19 protein-coding genes are annotated in these 24,000 nt (G+C 31.4%); 5 read left to right on the top strand and 14 right to left on the bottom strand.

Going from position 1 to position 24,000, the window contains the following annotated elements; translation table 11 throughout:
- Positions 1-39: 39 nt before the first annotated feature.
- On the bottom strand, positions 40-774 hold the full coding sequence (locus tag BSD9I1_RS03715; protein ID WP_186429188.1) for a DUF1361 domain-containing protein: 735 nt from the start codon (positions 772-774) through the stop codon (positions 40-42).
- Positions 775-872: 98 nt separating this feature from the next.
- Entirely contained in the window at positions 873-2,660 is a 1,788-nt protein-coding gene (locus BSD9I1_RS03710) for a DUF2207 domain-containing protein (RefSeq protein WP_186429187.1), read from the bottom strand.
- Positions 2,661-2,889: 229 nt separating this feature from the next.
- On the opposite strand from BSD9I1_RS03710, the gene serA reads away from it, so the two are divergent.
- Both serA and BSD9I1_RS03700 read left to right on the top strand, forming a co-directional pair.
- Positions 2,890-4,491 carry a phosphoglycerate dehydrogenase gene (serA, locus tag BSD9I1_RS03705; protein WP_186429186.1) on the top strand — a complete coding sequence of 534 codons (1,602 nt, stop codon included), beginning with the start codon at positions 2,890-2,892 and terminating at the stop codon, positions 4,489-4,491.
- A 75-nt stretch (positions 4,492-4,566) separates the two neighbouring features.
- Positions 4,567-5,370 (top strand): sugar phosphate isomerase/epimerase, encoded by an 804-nt coding sequence (locus BSD9I1_RS03700; protein ID WP_242966401.1) that lies wholly within the window; start codon positions 4,567-4,569, stop codon positions 5,368-5,370.
- Between the two features lie 141 nt (positions 5,371-5,511).
- Here the strand turns inward: BSD9I1_RS03700 and BSD9I1_RS03695 are convergent, their stop codons facing one another.
- The 3 genes from BSD9I1_RS03695 to BSD9I1_RS03685 form a co-directional block, all read right to left on the bottom strand.
- Positions 5,512-7,233, bottom strand: a complete 1,722-nt coding sequence (locus BSD9I1_RS03695; protein WP_186429185.1) for a hypothetical protein — start codon at positions 7,231-7,233, stop codon at positions 5,512-5,514.
- Between the two features lie 126 nt (positions 7,234-7,359).
- Positions 7,360-7,827, bottom strand: coding sequence for a cell wall-binding repeat-containing protein (locus tag BSD9I1_RS03690; RefSeq protein ID WP_242966415.1), 468 nt, complete (start codon positions 7,825-7,827; stop codon positions 7,360-7,362).
- Positions 7,794-7,940 carry a hypothetical protein gene (locus BSD9I1_RS03685; protein WP_186429184.1) on the bottom strand — a complete coding sequence of 49 codons (147 nt, stop codon included), beginning with the start codon at positions 7,938-7,940 and terminating at the stop codon, positions 7,794-7,796. The genes BSD9I1_RS03690 and BSD9I1_RS03685 overlap by 34 nt, the downstream gene beginning before the upstream one ends.
- A gap of 257 nt (positions 7,941-8,197) precedes the next feature.
- Between BSD9I1_RS03685 and BSD9I1_RS03680 the strand changes: the two genes are divergently transcribed.
- A complete protein-coding gene (locus BSD9I1_RS03680; RefSeq protein WP_186429183.1) occupies positions 8,198-11,344 on the top strand; it encodes a cell wall-binding repeat-containing protein in 3,147 nt (1,048 codons plus the stop codon).
- Positions 11,345-11,400: 56 nt separating this feature from the next.
- Positions 11,401-14,562 carry a cell wall-binding repeat-containing protein gene (locus BSD9I1_RS03675; protein WP_186429182.1) on the top strand — a complete coding sequence of 1,054 codons (3,162 nt, stop codon included), beginning with the start codon at positions 11,401-11,403 and terminating at the stop codon, positions 14,560-14,562.
- A gap of 103 nt (positions 14,563-14,665) precedes the next feature.
- On the opposite strand, the gene BSD9I1_RS03670 is transcribed toward BSD9I1_RS03675, so the two are convergent.
- From BSD9I1_RS03670 to BSD9I1_RS03650, 5 genes are all read right to left on the bottom strand, one after another.
- A complete protein-coding gene (locus tag BSD9I1_RS03670; RefSeq protein ID WP_035308054.1) occupies positions 14,666-15,370 on the bottom strand; it encodes an ABC transporter ATP-binding protein in 705 nt (234 codons plus the stop codon).
- Entirely contained in the window at positions 15,364-16,146 is a 783-nt protein-coding gene (locus BSD9I1_RS03665; RefSeq protein WP_035308056.1) for an ABC transporter ATP-binding protein, read from the bottom strand. The genes BSD9I1_RS03670 and BSD9I1_RS03665 overlap by 7 nt, the downstream gene beginning before the upstream one ends.
- A complete protein-coding gene (locus BSD9I1_RS03660) occupies positions 16,124-17,074 on the bottom strand; it encodes a branched-chain amino acid ABC transporter permease (protein ID WP_186429181.1) in 951 nt (316 codons plus the stop codon). Before BSD9I1_RS03660 ends, BSD9I1_RS03665 begins: the two co-directional genes overlap by 23 nt.
- Positions 17,075-17,085: 11 nt before the next feature.
- Positions 17,086-17,970 (bottom strand): branched-chain amino acid ABC transporter permease, encoded by an 885-nt coding sequence (locus tag BSD9I1_RS03655; RefSeq protein ID WP_035308060.1) that lies wholly within the window; start codon positions 17,968-17,970, stop codon positions 17,086-17,088.
- Positions 17,971-18,076: 106 nt separating this feature from the next.
- Positions 18,077-19,243 (bottom strand): ABC transporter substrate-binding protein, encoded by a 1,167-nt coding sequence (locus BSD9I1_RS03650; protein ID WP_035308062.1) that lies wholly within the window; start codon positions 19,241-19,243, stop codon positions 18,077-18,079.
- Between the two features lie 556 nt (positions 19,244-19,799).
- On the opposite strand from BSD9I1_RS03650, the gene BSD9I1_RS03645 reads away from it, so the two are divergent.
- Positions 19,800-20,453 carry a DedA family protein gene (locus BSD9I1_RS03645; protein ID WP_186429180.1) on the top strand — a complete coding sequence of 218 codons (654 nt, stop codon included), beginning with the start codon at positions 19,800-19,802 and terminating at the stop codon, positions 20,451-20,453.
- 91 nt (positions 20,454-20,544) lie between these two features.
- Here BSD9I1_RS03645 and BSD9I1_RS03640 read toward each other — a convergent pair whose 3' ends face one another.
- From BSD9I1_RS03640 to BSD9I1_RS03625, 4 genes are read right to left on the bottom strand one after another with little or no spacing between them, the layout of a single operon-like run.
- Positions 20,545-21,273 carry a GntR family transcriptional regulator gene (locus BSD9I1_RS03640; RefSeq protein ID WP_035308067.1) on the bottom strand — a complete coding sequence of 243 codons (729 nt, stop codon included), beginning with the start codon at positions 21,271-21,273 and terminating at the stop codon, positions 20,545-20,547.
- A gap of 26 nt (positions 21,274-21,299) precedes the next feature.
- Complete coding sequence (locus BSD9I1_RS03635; RefSeq protein WP_186429179.1) at positions 21,300-22,121, bottom strand: PfkB family carbohydrate kinase; 822 nt, start codon at positions 22,119-22,121, stop codon at positions 21,300-21,302.
- 24 nt (positions 22,122-22,145) lie between these two features.
- Positions 22,146-23,066: a carbohydrate ABC transporter permease gene (locus tag BSD9I1_RS03630; RefSeq protein WP_242966400.1), complete on the bottom strand. Its 921-nt coding sequence runs from the start codon at positions 23,064-23,066 to the stop codon at positions 22,146-22,148.
- 2 nt (positions 23,067-23,068) lie between these two features.
- Complete coding sequence (locus BSD9I1_RS03625; protein ID WP_035308073.1) at positions 23,069-23,956, bottom strand: carbohydrate ABC transporter permease; 888 nt, start codon at positions 23,954-23,956, stop codon at positions 23,069-23,071.
- Positions 23,957-24,000 lie beyond the last annotated feature (44 nt).

Here is a 24,000-nt window from a genome sequence, read left to right as displayed (position 1 = left end):
TCACTAACTTTAAAAATGTGCATAAAATTTAAAAAAATATTAACTTTCATTAGAAATATATTTAGAAACGCTTATAAGTATATAAACCAAAATATATACTACAAAGTTTAATGTACCGAAAAGCATTGCAAATTTTAAGGATTTAGTATTTATGTGATGAATAAACATGTTTATTATATTTATAGGATTTAATATTAAATCCCAACTATTCCATCTTAAGAATCTTCCTAAATATATAGCATATCCGCTTGTAAAACTTATAGCTATAACGGTTATCCAGGAAAATACTTTGTTATATTTTTTCTCAATAAGATTTTGAATTATATAAAGAGATAATACACCGAGGCTTAGTCCTATAAAAACTCCTAATGATATAGATAAAAAATCATACCATATTGTTATATTATCACTAAAAAAGTACATGCTCTCATTGGCTGTTGTATATGGCTTATAGTTAGGATTTATAACCATATAGGAATTCCCACTTATATGAATAAAGTCTGTAATTATATAAAAGCAATTAGGCAAAAATAATACCCAAAGTACTGCACACGAAATCAGTAAAAACTTAGATGACCCTTTTTTCCTTGAGTTATTCCTAAGAAAAAATAAAGATAATTCAAAGGGTATCCAGCAAAGTATTATATTCCATATCATATAAAACTCTTTAAATCTCCCTTTTCCTATAAGCCATATAAAATACATAAGATTTATTATCATGAACCCATTTCTTAATTTTCCCCAGGTGTCCTTTGTTTTTTTTACTTTCTTCATTTAAAGTAACTCCCCAAATTTAATATTTTTATGAAAATAATTTATATTAGTTATAAAATAAATTTTTTCTATAATTCTCAATATTAAACACCTATTTTTTAAAACCCTCCAGCTCCTCCACCTCCTGAAGCACCGCCTCCTCCTGATGAAAAGCCTCCTCCTGCTCCAGTTGATGGCACTGTGCTTTGAAGCGCTGAGTTTAAAGAGCTGTTAAAGCTATTTCCTGAGGTGCTGTTAGCTAAATAATACCATGCAAAAAATCCTGTATTATATGAAGCTCCTTGAGTTCTAATTTTGAAGTTTTCCACATGTTTATGATTTAACCCCATTACTATAAAATAAGGTAAATAGTTTTCAAACAAATATACATCTCCTGCTTCATCCCTTTTCTTAACTCTTTTAAACAATCGCTGCCATTTAGTATATTCTTCGTATCCGATGTCACTTTTGCGATAAAATAAGGTTATCCCCGTTATTAAGCTCATAATTGAAATTATCATTAAAAGTACTCCAAGCATAGATTCATTTACTAATGCAGCTATGCTCACTCCTAAGAATATAAATGAAGTAATCATTAATGGAATTCCATATTTTTTCCCTCTTTTATCTATATAGTTATTTTCATCAAATTCACTCTTTACTATATTTTCCCATTTTTCCAATCGTTCTGCAAACTCTTTTTTATGTTCCTCTGCATATTCTTTCAACTTTTTTGTGGTTATGCAGTTATTATCTGATATTTCCCCAAATATCCAATTCATAAAAAAAGTTTCATGTTCTTCTAATTCCTCAGTATTTTCTTTTATTCTTTGAATTAAATAATCCTTTGTCTCTTCATCTACTTCTCCTATTTCATTAACTTCTATATACCCCTTTTTATTTAAATCTAAGAGAGTTGCAAGTATGCTTTTAAAGTCTAAAGTGTTATAGTAAAATATACTAAGCATGGCTGGAGTAGAAATTTTAGGACGAATATTATATTCATCTGATAGATTTACTTTATTTCTCTTTAATTTGTTAAATATATAGGCTAAAACAGCTAATATAGATATTGAAAGTATTATTGATATATTATTAAAGGTATTTTTAAAAGCACTTTTTCTTTCTAGTTTCTTTTTTATATTTTCTGCAGACTTTAATTCTTCTTGTAAAATTTTCTTGAAACTATCTTCACTTTTAGCCTTAGGATATAAATTCTTATCTAAAAACTCTTTTGGAAATAAAATCCTTCCACTTACCAAGGTTTTTTTAGGCACATCTTTAACATTTAAATTTACTGTATTGTTATTTATAAACTTTACAGTCCCGTTTAAAGGGCCATGTGCAAATATCTTAACCTTATCCTTATCAAAATTATATAAAAATCCTATGTTAACATTAAAGTTTTCTATAGAAGTCTCATTTTCTTTGCCCAAAAAACTATAATAAAGTTCTGCTGTATCATTATATCTAGTAGAAACCTTTGACATCATATAAACTAAATTAAAAGTTTTTTGTTCCTTAGACTTCGAAGGAGAAAATATCTTTATTTCAGCTGTATCTTTCTTAATGTCAACAGTATATACACCCTTATCTCCTTTAGATGCCTTATCAACTTTTTTATATTCTATATCCTTATAAGGAGTTTTTTCATATATTTTCAAGTTACTTATTCCTTCTGTTCCTGTAAGTACTATACTTCTATATACGCCATTAAATTTATCATTAAACTTAAATGTAATATATTCATTTATGTTTAGGGAACCATCTTCCATCACATTAGAATTTACATTCCAATTAGAAATGACTATTTTTTCCTCTGCCAGTACAGTACTTTTCCCAAAGATTAAAGCAATTAATATTATAAACAAACAAAAACTTAGTTGATATTTTTTAAAATCTCTCATAATTTACCTCCTTTTACTAATAACTTTATTTTATATCAGTTGAGTTATGAAATCTATATAACCTTAACTTATTTTATTATAATTAAAAAAACTTAACTTATTTAATAAATTTTATTTACTACAAAGACTTGTGTTTTACCAATGTATATAATATAATTTTAAAAATATACTTTCATTTGAATTTATTGATTATTTATTTAATATTATATAAAAAGAGGGGGCAATTTAAATGAACGACATTAAAAAGATACTAGTTGTAGATAATATTGATCCAATGGGGCTTGAGCTTTTAAAGAAAGAGAAGGATTTTCAATTAGATATAAAGATCGGCATTGAAAGAGAGGAACTTTTAAATATAATTGGAAATTATCATGCTCTTATGATAAGAAGTGATACTAAAGTTGATAGCGAACTTATGGATAAAGCTGTTAACCTTAAAATTGTAGGAAGAGCTGGTAATGGAGTTGATAATATAGACATACCAGAAGCTACAAAACGCGGAATAATTGTAGCAAATACTCCAGATAGTAATAGTATTTCAGCTTGTGAACTTGCTATAGCACTTTTACTTGCTCAAAGCAGAAATGTATGCAGTGCTGATAAGTTTTTAAAAGAAGGAAATTGGGATAGAGATAGCTTTATGGGAAATGAGCTATATAGCAAAACTCTTGGCATAATAGGTCTTGGAAGAATTGGAGCTTTAGTTGCTACTCGTATGCATGCATTTGGCATGAATATAGTTGCATATGATCCTTATATTTCTGAGGAAAGATTTAAAAGATATAATGCAACAAGAATGGAAACCTTAGATGAGCTTTTAATGCAATCTGACTATGTAACAATACATACTCCACGTACAGAAGAAACTATTGGTATGATTGGCGAAAGAGAACTAGGAATAATGAAGGATGGAGTTAGACTTGTAAATGCAGCTAGAGGAAAGCTCATGGATGAAAAGGCACTTCTTATGGGACTTGAAAGCGGCAAAATTGCAAGTGTTGGCTTAGATGTACATGACAAAGAACCTAGATACAGTTCTCCTCTTTATCAATTTGATAATGTAGTTGTAACTCCTCATATTGGAGCAACTACTGTAGAAGCACAGCAAAATGTTGGAATGACTATAGCTCAGCAGGTTATTAACGGACTTAAGGGCGGAATTGTTCCTAACGCAGTAAATCTTCCTGTTATACACAGAGATGAGTTAAAGGAAATAACTCCTTATATAGATTTGATGGAAAACTTAGGTAAAATATACTATCAGCTTCATAAAGCTCCTATTGAACTAGTGGAAATAAACTATCGTGGAGAAATAGGAGTTCAAGATACTGAAATTGTAACTATAGCCTTTTTAAAGGGACTTTTAGAGCCTGTTATGAAGGATAAGGTTAACTATATAAATTCAAGAGTAAAAGCTAATGATAGTGGAATTGCAGTTAATGTTAATAATACATCTGAAGCTTATGATGGATATTCAAATTTAATTACTGTAGAAATTAGAAGCAATAGAGGCTTCACTTTTACCCTTGCAGGTACAATTTCAACTAAGGGAGAGGGCAAGTTAGTTGAAATTGCTGGTTATGAAGTAGATGTAAAACCTACAGAACATATGTTGTTTATACAAAATAAGGATGTACCAGGAGTAATCGGCCAAGTTGGAACCTTTATTGGAGATCAAGATATAAATGTAGCTACTATGCAGGTAGGAAGAAAGCTTAAAGGCGACAAGGCCCTTATGATACTTACAATAGATGAAAGAATAGCTAAAGATGCCTTAACGGAACTTGAAAATATTCCTGATATAATATGGGCCAAAAACATAAACCTATAATATTAGTTAATAATTTTGTTGGAGTTTTGAATAAACAAAGCTCCTTCATATTTTTTAGAGAGGTGATATAACTTGTTGAACCCTATAGGTTACGCAGCTTGCTTAGGAGAAAAAAGCATATATGATACCATTGATTTTGCAATTTCAAGTGGCTTTAATGCAGTAGAAATAAACATGAACGTTCCAATGTTCTTTCCTGAAAATTATTCTAAAGAGGACAGACTTAACATTAAAAATTATACTTCACATAAAGGTATAACTATAACATTACATGCTCCTGAGGATATTTCACTACTTCAGCTTCAAGAAGATATAAGACAGTCAGTAATAAGTCGATTTAAGACCATAATTCAATTTGGAATAGATATTGGTGCAAAGAATTTAACTCTGCATGTAGGTCCTTCTGTATGCTTTACTTTGACAGATAAGAAAAGCTACATGGACGAATCTTATGAAGCGGAATATAAAAATGTTCTAAATAATAATTTAAAAGAAATTTTAGATTTTGCAGGAAATAAGATTAAAGTATGCGTAGAAAACTCAGGAAGATTTCCAAAGAAAGTTGTTCAAGAAGCTGTTCAAGAACTTCTAAATAACGATAATTATAATTTATACTTAACTTGGGATATAGGTCATTCCCTTGAAAATAAGTATGAAGAAATTCAATTCTTCATTAAAAATATAGATAAAATACGCACTTGCCACATTCACGATAACAATGGCAAAAGCGACCATCAAATTCCGGGAACAGGTCTTATTGATTTCAAATGGCACTTTAATCTTATGAAAGATAAACCTATAGTTTATATAATAGAGGTAAGACCTAGAGAACTAGCAGCTGAAAGTCTTAAAGCCCTCTTCAAAGTTCTAGGTGATTAGGGTAAAGGTACTAGGAACATGAGTGACCATTGTGTATAATATATTATAAGCCAACAGAACTTATATCGTTCTATTGGCTTATTTCTTTTTTTCATATACAATTTTTTATAATTCAATAAAAATACTAGATAATGCACATAATTATTTTTTAATACTACTATTTTTAAACTTTGTAGTAGAAACTATATTATTATCTTTAATATCAAGGTATTCAATTTCTACGGTATCCTCTTCTTTAGTTAATACAATATCAATTCCAGCGGATTTGTTAACCATATAAATATTTTCTGATTCTACAAGCTTCACATAAAAAACATCACTTCCATTTTCTGCTACAGCATTGATTCTTGAAACTTTTCCTATGATATTCTTTTTGTCAGCTTTTATGCTGTTTGCATTTTTATTAGTTGCGTCATTTATTTTTCCATAAGCAATGGCATTTTTAAAGGATTCAATGGCTAAAGTCTTATTATCTTCTAATACCACATAACTATTTTGTGCTGCCACTATAGCCACCTTTACTAGTGCTCCATCGGTCTTATTTACCACAGGAACTACCCAAGCCTCATAACCAAATATGTTATAAAATAACGGTTGTACAGGAGCCCAATTTGCCTTATTAGCCCCAAGATTCTTGTCCACAGCATTCATAGCACCCTTTCCGTTTACATAGCCTGCTGTCTTGTAGTAAATCATGTCTCCAGTCCTCATATCCATAAGTGTGTATCCCGTCATAGTAGTTGAATTACTTGATGTATTAGTATGATCAGTAAACCACTTCATTTTTCCGTTACTATCTACAACTCCTGATACTTCATAAGAATTAACTTTAAGTCCTTCTACACTTGTATCCCCACTCCACTGTGTCGGAACATGCACTCCCTCTTTTGCAAAGAATTTATTTATCAATCCCTTAGCAAGAGTACCAAAATAACTGTTATAGGCTTCAGCAACGTCAGAAGGATATATTTCTTCTACCCATGAAGGCACCTTGTCTTTGCTGTAATCCGTAATCTTTCCATCCTTAAAATCTAAAAGCAAAGCACCATCAACTATAGGCCCCCTGCGACCATACTTGTAATGACCATAGGTGCCTACATAATATGGATTACCTGCGTCATCAAGCTCAACATTTGCCTGAAAAAGTATTGCTTCAGGTTTAGCCTTACGTAAAACTCTTTCAAAATCTCTCCCAAATACCAAAGATTTAGCATAACCTACTGGCATATTTATGATTTTTGCCTCTGCCTGCTTCTCAGCTGAAACATATATTACCCCTGGTATCTCTTTACTCCTAAAAGCTCTAAAAAAGCTATCAAATTCTATTGTAGCTACATATAGAGCTCCGTCCTTTGTCATTGTAATACCAATTTCTCCAATTTCATAAGCACTTGGGTTAGGAAGTGTTCCAATCATCTTCTGCATCTCATAATATGCAGTTTCTGGTGAAATAACAATAACATGCTCTGCATTAATTTGAGAAACCTTTTCTGTACTTTCCTCTACAGGAACCATTTTAGCAAAATTCTTTGCCCCACCTGTTATATACGGAAACTGGTTATATAAAGCACTTAAGATTATGACTAAGATCAGAAATATTCCAATAAAGGCTGAACCTTTTCTATTCTCTTTATTTTTCTTGTCCTTATTTACTGCCTCTGAAAGTCCATAAAATAGCAACTGAATAATTGCTGGCAGCCAAAGCATAGATAAAATGAAGGAAAGAGTATGGTCAAACTTAAACACATATAAAACCAAGAATGAAACTATTCCTCCAATAATTCCTCTTCCTATCTGTTCAGGCAAGTCTTCTTTTTTAATGCTAGGTTTTAAAAATAACAAAATAACTAATAAATAATACATTTTATCCCCCTAAATTATAATACTTTAAATTATACTTATTGAACTATAAAAATAAAAGGGCTATGCCCTAAAATTTTATATACGTTTACCCTGACAATTAATATTCTAATTCCTCTTGTGCTAATTTTAAGTTTCCTTTATCTCTCCATCCTTATCAATTTCTACATAGGAATCTTTATATTTTAATGTTTTACCAAAGTCAACAAAGTTAGGATGAATTTCAGTTGTGGGACCCATTGCTTTTATTACTTCTTCAAAGATATAATAATATCTATAAGTATCACGACTTGGTTCATCTTTATCAACAGGTTTACCCATAATTTCTAAAACTTCATCTATAGTCATTCCTAAAGTAACCTTTTTATTTGTTGGTCTTTTCTTCGTTATTATCCTTTGAGCCACATAGTCGGGTACCATACCTGTTCCCCCAAGTATCACAAAATTTCCCATAGGTGAACCAAGCTGATAAAAGCCGTATATATAATCTTCTGTTGCTTTGTTAACCTGTGGTGAAACTAAGAACATAGGAGCAGATCGTTTTGCTACATAAGCCGCTCCTCCTAGAGCATCTGGGAAGTATTGTCCTGATACAATAAAAATTTCTCCCCCATTAACTCTGGTTCTGCCGAAACCCTATGTATAGGAACTAATGCATTTGAAATAAGTACAGTTGCTAACAAACACAATATTTTCTTTGCCTTTTTCATAAAATCCTCCTATAACCTATACTTCTGATTAATTTACTAAAGACTTGTAACTTAGTAAAAATAAACTTAAATAGCTAGTGCCTTATAAATATATTTTTTGCTCTACTATAGTACTATAATTTTTATCGATACAAAAGCTTTATTTCTTAACTTGTATAATATTCCTCATATCCCTCCAATTACAAATTAAATTTTGTAAAATCCCATGCTATACTGAATTGAATATAATTAAAAACATTTAAAAAAGGAGGCGTATTATGAATAAAAAGTTAAGATTTTTTTGGACAACTTTTGTAGCACTTATTTTAATCTTTAATAACTTGTTTGGATTTTTCGCATTAAATATCGGAAATTTACCAGACAACGTACAAGCAGCAAATTTAAAGGTAAATATTCCCTTAAGTTTCACACCCACTTACTCTATTATTCACCCAAATAAGCCTATTTTATATTTTACAGATAAATCAGGCAAAAAAGCTCATTCAATCAATTACGAAACAGGTGAAACTAAAAGTATACAGTTTGACTTGCCAGTAGAAGGAATTACATTTGCTAATGATGAGGTTTATGTAACCCTTTTAAAAAGTGGACATCAGCAATATCTTCCTTCATCAGATTATGGAACTGGTGCTGTAGCTATAATTGATGCTAACAATTTTACACTAAAGGATAGATTTGATGTGAACATAGACCCTTTTGCTATTGCAGTAGATATGGAAGGTTATATATATCTGTTTGGTGGATCAAATTCATACACAATAGCGAAAAGTTATTCTAGGGAAACTAAGCTAGAAGTAGATACTATAGGCGGTGTTGAAGTAGAAAGTTATATTCAGCTTAATCCTAACAAGAATAAGATATATACTGTAAGTCCTATTTATATGCCAACAGATATTAATGCATATAAAATAAATAATGGAAAATTTGAAGCTGATTATGACTCTCCTTACCATGGAAATTATAAAATGTCTTCAAAGCTTAGAATATCACCAGATGGAAAATACATATTCAACTCCGCAGGAACTATTTTTAAAGCTTCAGATAATGAACCTGATGATATGAATTATGTTAGTTCACTAAATGCTACCTTTTCTGATGCAGCTTTTAACATCGAGGAAAATAAGATTTACACTGCAATAGAGGGCAATAAAATTGCTGAATATGATTATACAAACTTTGACATACTAAAATATTATTCTACTCTAGGTAAAGTTGATAGCTTGTTTTTTCAAAATGACTCTCTTATAGCAGTCTCTAAGGATATTAATAATAAGTATTTTATTGAAAATATCTCCTTAGCTTATTCATTACCTCTTGATGAATCAGATAACTTGTTCAATAAAAATAAATATGACATTACTACTGGAAAATATGATAGCAGTAGAAATAAGGTATATGCACTAAACAAAACTTTAAATAACTTATTTGTTATGGATGCAGAAACTAATAAATTAGAAAATACAATTAAGTTATCATATAAACCTTCAGACTTAGCTATATCAGAAGACTTTAGTAAGTTATATATAGTAAATGAAGATGAGAATTGTTTAGTAAGTATCTATGATTTAAATGATTTTTCAAATATCAAGGATTTACCTTATAAAACTAGCAAAAGTTCAGTATTAGAAGGTACACATAGGCACATATATGAGAAAAATAACAAACTCTATGTAATAGATGGAGAATGGTTTCCAAAGCTATTGATATTTGATTCAAATAACTTTAACGAAATAAAGTACAGCCCTATAATGGAAGAGGTAGGAGACATTGCTTTTAGTTCAGATGATAAATATATTTATAAATGGAAGCAGTCGGGCTTTGTATACTCTCAACTCATAAAGTACTCACTAGATGGGAATAAATTAACTCAGGTTGAAATATCTAAAGCAGGTTATCCAATGGATGAAAAACTAATGCTAAATAGAGAGCCACTAGATACTCCAAATATAATATTAGAGGATAAGGGATTACTTATATGTAAGGATAAGGCTTTTACTCTAAATTATTTAGCTGAGCCAATAAAAAGTTTCGATGAACCTATTTATGCAGTAGATGAAAAAAGAAACCTAGCAGTGGGAAGTACAAAAATATATAACTTAGATACTATGGAAGTTGTTAGATCTATGCCAGGTCATAGTACTAACAGTATGTTTTTTGATAAGGATGGAAAACTACACCTATTTAATGGAAAAGACATGTATTCTATAGATCCTTTAGCACCTGTAGGTAAAATTCAATCAGTTAAATCTATGCCTGAAAATAAAGAAAAAGATACTCCTATAGACTTTCCTATAGTAATTCAGTATCCTGAAAAAATAAGTTTAGCTAATGAAAATAATATATCAATTTCAGATGGAAAAAAACACTATAGTGTTAAAGCATTTGTAAGTGAAAATATGCTTATAATTTCACATGAAGATCTTCCCTATAGTTCAAATATTAGTTTAATAGTTGGAGAAGATGCTATAAGTGATCTTCAGGGAATGAAATTTAATAACAAACTTACTCTAACCTTTTATACGGGAAAAGAATATACTCGTATAGCTGGGTTAAATAGATATGAGACAAGCGTTAAGGTTTCACAGCAGTGGACTAGCTCTAAATATGCAGTACTTGCTTCAGGACAGGATTTTGCAGATGCGTTAAGTGCTTCACCTCTTGCTAAAAAGTATAGTGCACCTATTTTACTAACTAATCCTAAGGAATTAGATTCTAAGACAGAAGCAGAAATACAGAGACTTGGAGTTAGTGAAATTTTTGTTATAGGTGGATCTGCCTCTGTGTCAAAGCAAATAGAAGATAAAATAGCTTCAAAAGGAATCAAAATTACAAGATTACAGGGAAAAGATAGATATAAAACATCCATGGCTATAGCAAATTTCATAGGCACAGATGGAGAAATATTCATTGCTGCAGGAAGTAACTTCCCTGATGCATTATCTATAGCTTCCTATGCTGCTGCAAAAGGAATTCCTATTGTACTTACAAAAAAAGATACACTTCCAGAAGGATTAGATGATTATGTATCAGATTACAATATAAATAAAACTTATGTAATTGGTGGGTCTGGAGTTATTAGTGATAATCTACTTCATAAGATGCCTAGCTCCGAGAGAATATACGGCAGCAACAGATATGAAACAAACCTTAATGTGTTACGTAGATTTGAATTTTATTTTGGAACTACTTTTTTAGCTTCAGGACAAGGTTTTGCAGATGCCCTATCAGCTTCTGCACTGGCAGGATTATCACAGTCACCTATTGTACTTGCAGACAAAAGCTTACCATACACAAATGAAGCTTTCATGGGATTAAAAAGTATAAAAGAACATATGAAAATGAAGTATACAATAGGAGGAGAAGGCTCCGTTCCATCCTATGTTATAGACAAGCTATTTAAATAATATCAATGAAAGACAAAAAATGAATTCATTAAAAATATATAAAAGGGACGAATATTATGAGTAAAATACAAAAAAACTTTTTGACAACTTTTATAGCAGCTATTTTAATTTCTAATGCTTTATTTAGTTTTTTTCCATTAAGTAGCAGAAGCTCACTAAATAAGGTATACGCAGCAAATTCAAAAATAAATATACCTTTAGGCTTTACCCCTACTCATTCTATTATTCACCCAAATAAGTCTATTTTATATTTTACAGATAGATCCGCTAGAAAAGTTTATTCAATCAATTATGAAACTGGTGAAACTAAAAGTATTCAATTTGATCTGCCTATAGAAAGACTTACTTTTTCTAATAACGAAGTCTATGTAACTATTTTAAAAAGTGGACATCATTATTCTAATCTTTCAGCTGGAGATGGAGCTGGAGCTGTTGGTATAATTGACGCAGATAACTTTACGCTTAAGGACAGATTTGATGTAGACATAGATCCTTTTGATATTGCAGTAGATATGGAAGGTTTTATATACCTCTTTGGTGGTTCAAATCAATGGACTGTGGCCAAAAGTTATTCAAGAGAAACTCATTTAAAAATAGATACTGTAACTAGTGTTCATATGCGAAGTTACATTGAGTTTAACCCTAATCAAGATAAATTATATACTATAACCACTGACGTTTCTCCAAGAGACTTTACTGTATATGGAACAAAAAGTGGAGATTTTACAAGAAATATTTATGGTTCTCCTTATCATGGTGATTATGAAATGCTTCCAAAGTTTAGAATATCTCCAGATGGAAAGTATATATTTAATGCTGCAGGAACTATATTCAAGACATCGGACAGTATGTATGGTGATATGACTTATGTTACCTCATTAAATGCTAATTTTTTTGATATAGCATTTAATACTAAGCAAAATACGTTTTATGCTGCTGTAGAAGGCAATAAAATTGCCGAACATGATTATAGCAACTTTAATATATTAAAATATTATACTACCTTAGGTAAAGTAGATAGTTTATTTTCCCAAAATGATACTCTCATAGCAGTTTCAAAAAATAATAATAACGAATATTTTATTGAAAGTATCCTCTTGGAATCTTCGCTGCCTATTGATGATAATGATGAGCTGCATAATAAATATAAAGATATTTTTGCTACTGTAAAATATGATGTCAGTAGAAATAAAGCATATGCTTTAGATAAAACTCTAAATAATTTATTAGTTATGGATATAAAAACTAATAAATTAGAAAGAACTATTAATTTATTATATACTCCATCAGATTTAGCTATATCAGAAGACTTTAGTAATTTGTATATTGTAAATGAAGATGAAAATTATTTAGTAAGTGTATATGATTTAAATGACTTTTCAAATACTAAAAATCTATCTTGTAAAATTGAGAAAAATTCAAGTATATTAGTTGGTCATAGGCATATATATGAAAAAAATAATAGACTTTATATAGTGAATGGAGAATGGTCTCCAAAATTATTGGTATTTGATTCAAATACCTTTAATGAAATAAATTATACTCCTAGAATGGAAGAAGTCGGAAATATATCTTTTAGTTCTGATGGTAAATATATTTATAAATGGACTCAATATGGTTGGTCAGCAGGTTCACTAACATCTGAAATAGCAAAGTATTTAACAGATGGAGATAAAATTACGGAAATTGAAAAATCCAATATAGGTTATACAAGTACAAATGAAAAATTAAGCATGTATAGAGATCCATTAGATACTCCAATTATGGTATTAGAAAAAAAAGGCCTAATTATATGTAAGGATAAGGTTTTTAATATAAATAACTTATCTAAGCCAATAAGAAGCTTTAATGAGCCTATTTATGCAGTGGATGAAGATAGAAGCATAGCCGTGGGAAAATCGAGAATATATAACTTAGATACTATGGAAACTGTTAGATATATGCCAAACTATAGTAATAATATATTTTTTGATAAAGATGGCAAACTGCACTTTTTTACTGGAAAGGATATGTATTCTATAGATCCCTTTGCATCTGTAAGTAGATTTGAAGCACTTAGATCTATGCCTGAAAATAATGAAAAAGATAACCCTATAGACTTTCCTATAGTAATTCAATACCAAGATAAAATTAATTTAGTTAATGAAAAAAATATATCAATTTCAGATGGCAAAAATTATTATAAAGTTAAAGCATCTGTAAGTGGCAATATGCTTATAATTGCCCATGAAGATCTTCCCTATAATTCAAATATTACTTTAATAGTTGAAAAAGATACTGTAGGTAGTGTAGATGAAGATAAATTTAACGGCAAATTTACTCTAAATTTTTATACAGGTGAAGAATACAACCGCATATCTGGACTAAATAGATATGAAACAAGCATTGAGGTTTCAAAGCAATGGTCTAGTTGTAAATATGCTGTACTTGCTTCAGGGCAAGACTTCCCAGATGCTTTAAGCGCTTCTCCTCTTGCTGCAAAGTATAATGCACCTATTTTACTAACTAATCCTAAAACTTTAGCTACCAAGACAGAAATGGAAATAAAGAGACTTGGAGTTAGACAAATATTTATCATAGGTGGATATAGCTCTGTATCGAAAGAAATAGAAGATAAAATAGCTTCAAATGGAATTAAAATTACAAGATTACATGGAAACGATAGATACCAAACAGCTCTATCTGTTGCAAATTTTATAGGCACAAATGGAGAAATATTTATTACTGCAGGAAGTAATTTCCCTGATGCTCTATCCATAGCTTCTTATGCTGCAGCGCAAGGAATTCCTATTATTCTAACTGGAAAAGATAGTCTCCCAATAGGATTGGAGAAATACGTATCAGACTATGATATATCTAAGACATATGTAATTGGTGGACCTGGAGTTATTAATGATAATCTACTAATTGATTTGCGTAATCCTGAAAGAATATATGGTAATAACAGATATGAAACAAATCTAAAGGTTTTGAGCAGATTTAAGTTTTACTTTGGAACGACTTTTATAGCTTCAGGACAAGGTTTTGCAGACGCCTTGTCAGCCTCTGCGCTAGCAGGATTAGTACAATCACCTATCCTCCTTGCAGACAAAAGTTTACTAAGTAAAAATGAAATTCTTTTAGAATTGAGAAGTATACGACAATATATGAAGATGAAGTATACAATAGGAGGAGATGGCTCTGTTCCATCCTCTGTTTTAGATAGGATATTTAAATAATATTGATAAAAAATAAACCCTAGCTAATTTTATTTAGCTAGGGTTTATCAAATATATCGTAGATAAAAGCCCCCTTTTATCTAAACTCATAGACTACAGATTATTATGCCCCAAGATATGCACTTTTTACGCTTTCATCATTTAAAAGTTCTGAAGCGTCCCCTTCCATTTCCACATATCCATTTTGTATTACATAAGCTCTATGAGCTACTTTAAGTGCCATAGAAGCATTTTGTTCTACAAGTAAAACTGTAGTACCATTTTTGTTTATATCCTCTATTATTGAAAATATTTGTTTAACTACTAACGGCGCAAGCCCCATGGAAGGTTCATCTAGAAGAAGCAATTTAGGTCTTGACATAAGAGCACGCCCTATAGCAAGCATCTGCTGCTCTCCTCCTGATAAAGTTCCTGCCATTTGATTTTTACGTTCTAATAATCTTGGAAATGTCTCGAATATTTTCCCATAATCCTTTTTTATTTCTGCTTTATCTTTTCTTGAAAACGCCCCCATTTCCAAGTTTTCCATAATCGACATGTTAGCAAAAATTCTTCTACCCTCTGGTACATGAGCCATTCCAAGGCTTACCATATTGCTTGCATTAACTTTACTTAAGTCTTTTCCATCAAATGTAACTTTCCCAACTTTAGGCTTTAGCACTCCAGAAATTGTCTTAAGAGTTGTAGTTTTCCCAGCTCCATTTGCACCTATTAAAGTAACAATTTCGCCCTCATTTACTTTTAAACTTATACCTTTTAAAGCATGAACAGCTCCATAATACACATTAACATCAATCATTTCTAACATGCTTCATCTTCACCTCCAAGATATGCCTTAATAACTGCAGGGTTATGTCTTATTTCTTCTGGCGTTCCATTTGCAATAAGCTTCCCATAATCAAGAACATAAAGTCTATTACATACAGACATTACAAGTGACATATCATGCTCTATTAAAATTATAGTGATATCAAATTTATCCTTAATCCATCTTATAAGTTCCATAAGCTCATGTGTTTCATTTGGATTCATTCCCGCTGCTGGTTCATCAAGAAGTAAAATCTTTGGATTAGACGCAAGAGCTCTTGCTATTTCTAGTCTTCTTTGTTCCCCATAGGATAAATTTTTAGAAAGTTCTTCTCTTTTTTCATCAAGGTTGAATATTTTTAAAAGCTCCGTAACCTTTTTATCTGCATTTTCTTCTTCTTTATAATAAGAGAGAGTTCTAAATAGGGAAGAAATAGCTTTATACTTAATGTTCTTATGAAATCCTACTCTAACATTTTCCTCCACTGTCATTTCACTAAAAAGTCTTATATTTTGAAATGTCCTACCTATTCCTGCTGCAGCTATTTCATGAGGTTTCATTTTATTGGGATGAACTTTTTTGTCAAAATTATATATTATTTCACCTTCTGTTGGATTATATATGCCTGTAAGCAAATTGAAAAATGTGGTTTTTCCTGCCCCATTTGGTCCAATAAGACCAATTATTTCTCCATGCTTTATTTTCATATTTACATTACTTACTGCCTTTACTCCACCAAAAGACATTGAAATATTATTTACTGTTAACACTGGCATTTTGAATACCTCCCCTCTTAAATAACCTAAATCTATAATTACCCATAATTCCTTGTGGTCTATAAACCATTATTAAGAAAAGTATAACTGAATATATAACCATTCTAAGTTCAGGAAATCCTTGAAGTAGAAGAGATATTACAGAAAGTGCTATGGCTCCAACTACTGAACCCATAATGCTTCCCATACCTCCAAATACTACTATTACTAGAATATCAATAGATTTCATGAAACCAAAGGCATCTGGCTTTATAAAATAGAAATACCCTGAATATAATGCTCCTGCAATTCCTGCAAAGAAAGCACCTGTACCAAAAGCAAGTACCTTATAAAAAGTAGTGTTAACCCCCATGGATTCCGTTGCAATCTCATCTTCACGAATTGCAATACAAGCTCTTCCACTCTTTGAATTGATAAAGTTCTTTATTAAAACGATAGTGAGTGCGACCATTGCAAACATCCATGCCCAATTTGTATATTGTGGTATATCATTTAGTCCACTAGCACCACCCAAGTATTCATTATTAAGAATTATTATTCTAACTATCTCCCCAAATCCTAATGTTGCTATAGCAAGGTAATCTCCTTTTAATCTCAATGTAGGAATTCCTATAGCAATTCCTGCAATTGCAGCAATTACTGCTCCTGCAATTATTCCTGCTCCAAATGGCAGGCTAAATTTAGCTGTAACTACAGCAGAAGCATATGCTCCAATGGACATAAAAGCTGCGTGTCCTAGTGAAAATTGTCCTGTAAAACCTGTGATAAGATTTAAGCTTACAGCAAGTATTATATTAATACCTATTACTATTAAATTAAGTAAAATATAAGAATCAATGATGCCAGCACTTATTAATATTTGTCCTAATACATATAGGAGAAGTACGAGAACCGCTGTTACTATATTATTTTTATTAAATACCTTCATACTATTCCCTCCTATACCTTTTCTTTTACATTCTTACCTAAAAGTCCATTAGGTCTTACTAAAAGTATTATAATTAATACTGCAAATGCTACGGCATCCTTATATAAAGATCCACCATTAGCACTAACTATAGTTTCTGTCATTCCAAGGAAGTATCCACCAAGAACCGCTCCTGGTATAATCCCTATTCCTCCGATTACCGCAGCTACGAAAGCCTTAAGTCCAGGAAGAACTCCCATTAAAGGATTTATTGAGTTATAATATACTCCAACAAGTACACCCGCAACTCCTGCTAGTGCAGAACCAAGAGCAAAAGTAAAGGATATTGTTTTATCAATGCTTATCCCCATATATTGTGCTGCTTCTTTATCCATTGAAACAGCTCTCATAGCTTTACCCATTTTTGTTTTATGAATTATAAACTGAAGAGCTATCATAAGTACAATAGTAATTACTAGTATATATATATCTGTAGTATTAAGTACTACTCCACCATTGAATAGTTTTATATTTTTACTTGCAAGCTCTTCTGGAAAAGTTCTCGTTTCCGCCTTAACAAAATACATTGTTCCATATTCTAAGAATAATGAAACTGCTATTGCAGTTATCAGTGCAGCAATTCTAGTTGAATTTCTAATAGGTTTGTATGCTACTTTTTCCACTATAATCCCTATAACTGCACAAGAAACCATTGATATAATGATTGCTGGTATAAAACCAACATGTAGAAATGTGGTAACAGCAAAACCTATATAAGCTCCTAACATATATATATCACCATGAGCAAAATTTATAAGATTTATGATACCATAAACCATTGTATATCCTAACGCAATCAATGCATATATACTCCCAAGTGAAAGTCCATTAACTAACTGCTGTAAAGTTTGTTCCATCGTTTTCACATCCTTTTAAAATATATTAGAGAGCACAAAGTGTTCATTTAATTTCATATTGTGTCCTTTGTGCTCTCTAATCCTAGCTACTCTTATAGTTTATTTATTATTGTGGATCTAGCTTCTTTAAGAAAGTCTGCTCTCCATTCTTCATTTCAAGAATTGTTATTGATTTTACTGGATTATGATTCTCATCTATAGAAAACTTACCTGTTATTCCTTTGAAATCTTTAGTAGCTGCCATAGCCTCTTTAACTTTAACAGGGTTAGCTTCCCCAGCTCTCTTTACAGCATCTGCAAAGAAATATCCTAAATCATATCCAAGAGCACTAAATCCATTTGGCTCTTTATTATATTTAGCTTTGAATGCTTTTTGGAAATTTACAACCTCAGCTGAAGTATCCTTTGAAGAATAATGATTTGTAAAATAAACTCCATTTAATGCAGCCTTCCCAGCAAGTTCTGCAAGTTTTGGTGACTCATAACCATCTCCTCCAACTATCGGAGCAGTAATTCCAAGATCCCTAGCTTGTTTTACTATCAAACCTACTTCTTCATAATAACCTGGAAGATATATTACATCAGGATTTGAACCCTTAATTTTTGTAAGTACTGCTTTAAAGTCTGTTTCTTTCGCTTGATATGCCTGTTCAGTTACAATTTTTCCACCATGTTTTTCAAAGGTTTCTTTAAAGCTTTTTGAAAGACCTTTACTATAGTCACTAGTAGTATCCACAAGAATAGCTGCATTCTTTTTACCTAAATCCTTAGCTATAAAGTCAGCTCCTATAACCCCCTGGAAAGAGTCACTAAAACAAGTTTTAAATATAAATTCTCTTACCTTACCATTGCTATCTACGGTAACATCATCTGCTGTAGCAGAAGCTGATACTAATGGAACTTTGTTTTGTACAGCAATTGGTGCTGCTGCCTTTGTATTACCAGAAGTTGCAGGTCCAAGTATTGCTACAACCTTATCTCTAGTTGCAAGCTTAGTTGCAACGTTAGCAGCTTCAGCAGTTTCAGACTTATTATCTACCTTTACAGCTTCAATTTGTTTTCCTAAGACTCCACCTGCTTTATTAATTTCCTCAATTGCAAGTTCAATACCTTCACTTAAACTTTGGCCATATGTAGCCACATTTCCAGATAGTTCATAGTTAAGACCTACCTTTACGGTCTTAGCATCTGCAGATGTTTGTTTGCTTCCACATCCTACTAATGCTCCTGTGACAAACATTGTTGCGAATAATAATGATAATTTCTTTTTCATAAAATTGCCCCCTTTATTTTTTAAAATAGCCCCCTATTTAAGGTTATAGGTTATAAAAAAACGCCTCTACATGTGTGCTTAACACATGTAGAGGCGATATTTAACGCTGTACCACTCTACTTCACTACTCTCATCATAAGAATAGTCTTTTTCAGGTTCTATTAAACCTCAGCTTTTTAACGCAGCCCCGCGGTATAATCTACTTAATTTCGACTATACAACTCAGAAGTGAGTATTGCTATCCAGTTAACCCGGTTCTCAGCTTATCCGGTTCTCTGTAATTAACATGATGATAGTTTTGTCTTCGTCATAATTTTTAAAATTTATATTCTATTGTGAACTAACTTAACATTCTTGATTTGTTATTAAAGATATTATCACGTTCTTAAACATGTGTCAACGTACCGAAAACATTTACATAAAAATTATTTTTATAAAATATAAAATCCACTTTTTTAATGTAAAATTTAGTAATTAATCAAATCATTGAAAATTTTATTTCTGTTATGTGATATAATATCTATTGTCATTTTGATAAACGTCAGGAGGTTATATTATGCAACTTATACAAATGACTATAGACTTTATATTACATATTGACACGCATTTAAGTGCTATCGTGCAAAATTATGGAATGTGGTCCTATGCTGTACTATTTCTTATAGTATTTTGCGAGACAGGCCTTGTAGTACTTCCTTTTTTACCAGGAGATTCACTTATATTTGCCGCTGGCGCCTTAGTTTCTGTAAGCTCTATGAATATTTTCACTTTACTTTTAGTACTTATGGCTGCAGCAATAATTGGCGATACAGTAAATTATGAGATAGGAAAACTTTTAGGACGAGGTCTTTATGAAAATCAAAATATCAAATTTATAAAAAAGGAATATTTAGATAAGACCAATAGTTTTTATGATAAGCATGGTGGCAAAACTATAATACTTGCAAGATTTGTACCAATAATACGTACTTTTGCTCCTTTTGTTGCAGGTATGGGAAAAATGCATTACAGCAAATTTATATCTTATAATATTGTTGGAGGAATTACTTGGGTAGCCCTATTTACTTTAATGGGATATTTCTTCGGAAATCTACCAGCAGTACAACATAACTTTACATTAGTTATATTTGCAATAATCCTTGTATCAGTTTTACCTGGAGCTTTTGCCTATCTAAAAAGCAAGATAAGCAGCCGTGATACAGTTCTTTAGAATATAATTAAATACCAATTATAAAAAATAGAAGTTTGCAGTTGCAAACTTCTATTTTTATCTCCCTACTCCCTTCCACTTGCACTTCTACTCAGTTTTGCTCTACGGTAATAGAATAGGTTGCTCTACTTGATAAAACTAAAAAATGTGAAAAATGAATAGGCTTATCTTCTTCATTATAGATAATTTTTTCAACTAAAAATAGCGCCTCACCAGGTGAACAATTAAGTAGCTCGCTTTGCTCAACATTTGCTACAGTAACGCTAAATTCCTTATAAGCTTTTTTCATTACAACTCCATATTCTTCCCTCATAACTTTAAAAGTCGATACATGGTCGGAGATTTTATAAATTATATCTGGAAAAAGGTCAGTAGGGAAATAAGCTATATCAATACTAAATGGTGATCCTTCATACACAATCATACGTTTTAATTCTAAAACCTTGGATCCCTTAGGTAAATTCAAAGATTTTAAAACCTTATTTGATGGTTCTATTATTGCTTTTGATAAAACTATTCTTTCAGGATTAATACCTTCTGAAGTTGCTAAGTCAGTGAAGCCATCTAAACTCAAAATCTTTGAATGTATCTTTGAAGATTCTACAAAAGTTCCCTTTCCCTGCCTAGATACCAATAATCCCTCATTTACTAATTCCTTTATTGCTCTTCTAACAGTTATTCGACTTACTCCATATCGCTCACCTAGTTCCGCTTCAGTTGGCATCTTTTGGCCTGGTTTGTAGGTTCTTTTTACAATATCATCTTTAATCAGAAACTTTAGTTGCTCATACAAAGATATTGAGCTATCAGCTACTAACATATATTATTTCTCCTTTTTTTTAATATTTAGTCATCAAATGGATGAGGATATCCAAACCCTCCATGGAATGTGCATGTTTTTGCTGCACAAGTGGCTGCAAATTCTAGAGCCTCTTGCATATTTTTATTTTGAGTATAATTTGTTAAAAATCCTGCAATAAAACTATCTCCTGCACCCATGGTATCAATAACTTCCGTTTGCTTTATGCCCTGCTCAAATAGTTCACCATTTTTAGAAAATAATGCCCCTTTTCCTCCTAGGGTTACTCCAACTATATCAGTTCCTAACAAGTGACATGTCTTTATAAGACCCTTTACTTCTTCCAATGTCAAATCTGAACCTGAGAAAAATGCAAATTTCACATTAGGACATACTCCTTTTAAATATTCTATATCTCTATTATCGGAAAAATCGAATGAAATATTACAGTAATCTTTAATTTTCACAAGTTCCGCTTCAATATTTGAATAACAACTGGTATGGCATACATCAAAATTAGAAATATAATTTAAGTCCTCTGGTGTTAAACGTAATCTAACAATATGTTGTACAGTATTCTTAGGACCACCAACAAATACTCTATCTCCCTCAGAGGTTAAATTCACTCTTGGTTGTCCACTTATTCCTATCACATGGCGCGACTTTTCATAATTTATTCCTTCTTGATTAAGTGCCCAGGTCAAATGTTCAGCTTTTTTGTCAGTTCCAAATATTCCAATATAAGAACATTCATCAAATCCATATCGTTTACAATTAACTACAACGTTTACAGCATTCCCACCTGGATAATATAGATTTTGATCTAAATAACAATCAACTACATTATCTCCTACAGCTATCATTTTCATATTACATACCCTCCAATTAAAATATTAACCTTTTACAGACCCGGCCGCCATACCTCTTATGAAATATTTTTGCATACATATAAATAGTATAATTATAGGTAGTGCAGAAATAACCATACCTGCAAGTAACACTCCCCAATCCGTTTGAAGTGCATCTCTAAAATTCATAAGTCCTGAAGGAATGGTTTTTAAGTTGTCTGAATCTATAAATATAATTGAAAATAAAAATTCATTCCAAGAATAATATGATGTAAGTATTACACTTGTAAGTAAAATTGGTTTTGAAACAGGCATAAATATCCTCCAATAAATTCCAAAAGCACTGCATCCATCTATTCTTGCTGATTCTTCTAATTCCTTTGGAATTGCAAGAAAAAATGATCTAATAAGTAATACGGTTAAAGGTAATCTAAATGCTATATAAGGAAGAATCATCGCAAAACGAGTATTATGAATTCCTAGTTTTTGCAAAAGAACATAAAGTGGAACTACACATACCTGGGGATTTAACATCATTCCACCCATACAAATTATAAGCGCTATACTCATACCTCTAAATCTATACCTACTAAGTCCATATGCACATAATGAGGCAATTATAACTACTCCAGTAACTGTCGAGACTGTAACTATTAAGCTGTTTAAAAAGTATTTTGATATTCCCTTCTCCCATGCGATTGCATAATTAGAGAATTTCCAAACTGAAGGTAATCCCCACACATTCCCATAGATTTCTTTATAGCTTTTTAAAGAAGACATTACCATCCAGAATAAAGGATATGCAATGCATACAACTCCAATCAAAAGAACTGCTAAAACTAAAATTTCACCTATGCCAAATTTATTACGGCGATAAGAGGAAGTTTTATATCTAGGCATCTTAGGCATTTTATTTTCAGTGCTTAATTGCATATCACTATAAGAAGAAACTTTTTGTTTATCCATCTCTATTCCTCCTTTCCCGTTCTAAATAATAACATTTGAACCACAGCAAGCGATGCTGTTATAACAAATATTAGTACAGCTAAAGTAGCAGCGTATCCCATTTTATCTTTAAAAAAGCCTGACTGATACATATGAACTGCAATAGTCATAGAGCTTGTTCCAGGTCCTCCACCCTTTGTCAAAATATACGGCTCATTAAATACCGTAAATGCACCTGTAATTGTGATTAAGCTAGTTACAAAAAACATTTCTTTAACTTGTGGTAAAGTTATGCTTATAAAACGTCTAATTTTTCCTGCCCCATCTATCTCTGCTGCTTCGTATAACTCCTCTGGTATCTTTTGAATTGCAACAATGAATAGCATCATAATGTATCCCAAACTTTGCCACTGAGATACTGCAATTACTGCATATGGTGCGGTAGAAGGTAAACCTAGCCAAGGTTTTGCTAAGCTGTCGAGTCCTATAATTCTAAGAAAGCTATTTAGTAGCCCTGTCTGAGGGTTGTATATAAAACTAAAAAGCAAACAAATTACTGTCATTGAGATTATAACCGGCAAAAAGTATATAGTTCGAATAGCAGGAGAAATTTTTCTAAAAACCTTATCTTCCAATACTGCTGCCACTACCAGGCCTAAACATACTTGCCATATTACAGATATTACGGCATAACGTACATTATTTATTAATGCTGTAACCACAACTTTATCAGATAGTAGTGTTTTATAATTTTGCAATCCAACAATTTTTCTTATAGGAGATAATGTTGAAAATTCTTCAAAACTATAAAGAATATTTTGAGCTAGCGGAATGTATATAAACACTGCTAACATAATAATGCATGGAGCTATAAATAAATATGGAGCTAATACAACTTTTGATTTTTTCATTACCACCACTCCTAGCAAAATAGATTACTATAAACTTATATAAC

The organism is Clostridium sp. BSD9I1, assembly GCF_900185645.1.
Classification (GTDB): Bacteria; Bacillota; Clostridia; order Clostridiales; family Clostridiaceae; genus Clostridium_AK.
Note: the sequence above shows the minus strand (reverse complement) of the source record. Positions and strands in the feature narration are given on the sequence as shown.

Bases quoted from the DNA above. Each gene is read 5' to 3' on its own strand.
- BSD9I1_RS03640 (WP_035308067.1), bottom strand. From the start codon at position 21,273: ATGTTAGTAGCTGATAGCTCAATATCTTTGTATGAGCAACTAAAGTTT.
- BSD9I1_RS03650 (WP_035308062.1), bottom strand. From the start codon at position 19,243: ATGAAAAAGAAATTATCATTATTATTCGCAACAATGTTTGTCACAGGA.
- BSD9I1_RS03680 (WP_186429183.1), top strand. From the start codon at position 8,198: ATGAATAAAAAGTTAAGATTTTTTTGGACAACTTTTGTAGCACTTATT.
- BSD9I1_RS03665 (WP_035308056.1), bottom strand. From the start codon at position 16,146: ATGCCAGTGTTAACAGTAAATAATATTTCAATGTCTTTTGGTGGAGTA.
- BSD9I1_RS03660 (WP_186429181.1), bottom strand. From the start codon at position 17,074: ATGAAGGTATTTAATAAAAATAATATAGTAACAGCGGTTCTCGTACTT.
- BSD9I1_RS03710 (WP_186429187.1), bottom strand. From the start codon at position 2,660: ATGAGAGATTTTAAAAAATATCAACTAAGTTTTTGTTTGTTTATAATA.
- BSD9I1_RS03685 (WP_186429184.1), bottom strand. From the start codon at position 7,940: ATGAAAAAGGCAAAGAAAATATTGTGTTTGTTAGCAACTGTACTTATT.
- serA (WP_186429186.1), top strand. From the start codon at position 2,890: ATGAACGACATTAAAAAGATACTAGTTGTAGATAATATTGATCCAATG.
- BSD9I1_RS03675 (WP_186429182.1), top strand. From the start codon at position 11,401: ATGAGTAAAATACAAAAAAACTTTTTGACAACTTTTATAGCAGCTATT.
- BSD9I1_RS03715 (WP_186429188.1), bottom strand. From the start codon at position 774: ATGAAGAAAGTAAAAAAAACAAAGGACACCTGGGGAAAATTAAGAAAT.
- BSD9I1_RS03645 (WP_186429180.1), top strand. From the start codon at position 19,800: ATGCAACTTATACAAATGACTATAGACTTTATATTACATATTGACACG.
- BSD9I1_RS03635 (WP_186429179.1), bottom strand. From the start codon at position 22,121: ATGAAAATGATAGCTGTAGGAGATAATGTAGTTGATTGTTATTTAGAT.
- BSD9I1_RS03655 (WP_035308060.1), bottom strand. From the start codon at position 17,970: ATGGAACAAACTTTACAGCAGTTAGTTAATGGACTTTCACTTGGGAGT.
- BSD9I1_RS03695 (WP_186429185.1), bottom strand. From the start codon at position 7,233: ATGTATTATTTATTAGTTATTTTGTTATTTTTAAAACCTAGCATTAAA.
- BSD9I1_RS03625 (WP_035308073.1), bottom strand. From the start codon at position 23,956: ATGAAAAAATCAAAAGTTGTATTAGCTCCATATTTATTTATAGCTCCA.
- BSD9I1_RS03670 (WP_035308054.1), bottom strand. From the start codon at position 15,370: ATGTTAGAAATGATTGATGTTAATGTGTATTATGGAGCTGTTCATGCT.
- BSD9I1_RS03630 (WP_242966400.1), bottom strand. From the start codon at position 23,066: ATGGATAAACAAAAAGTTTCTTCTTATAGTGATATGCAATTAAGCACT.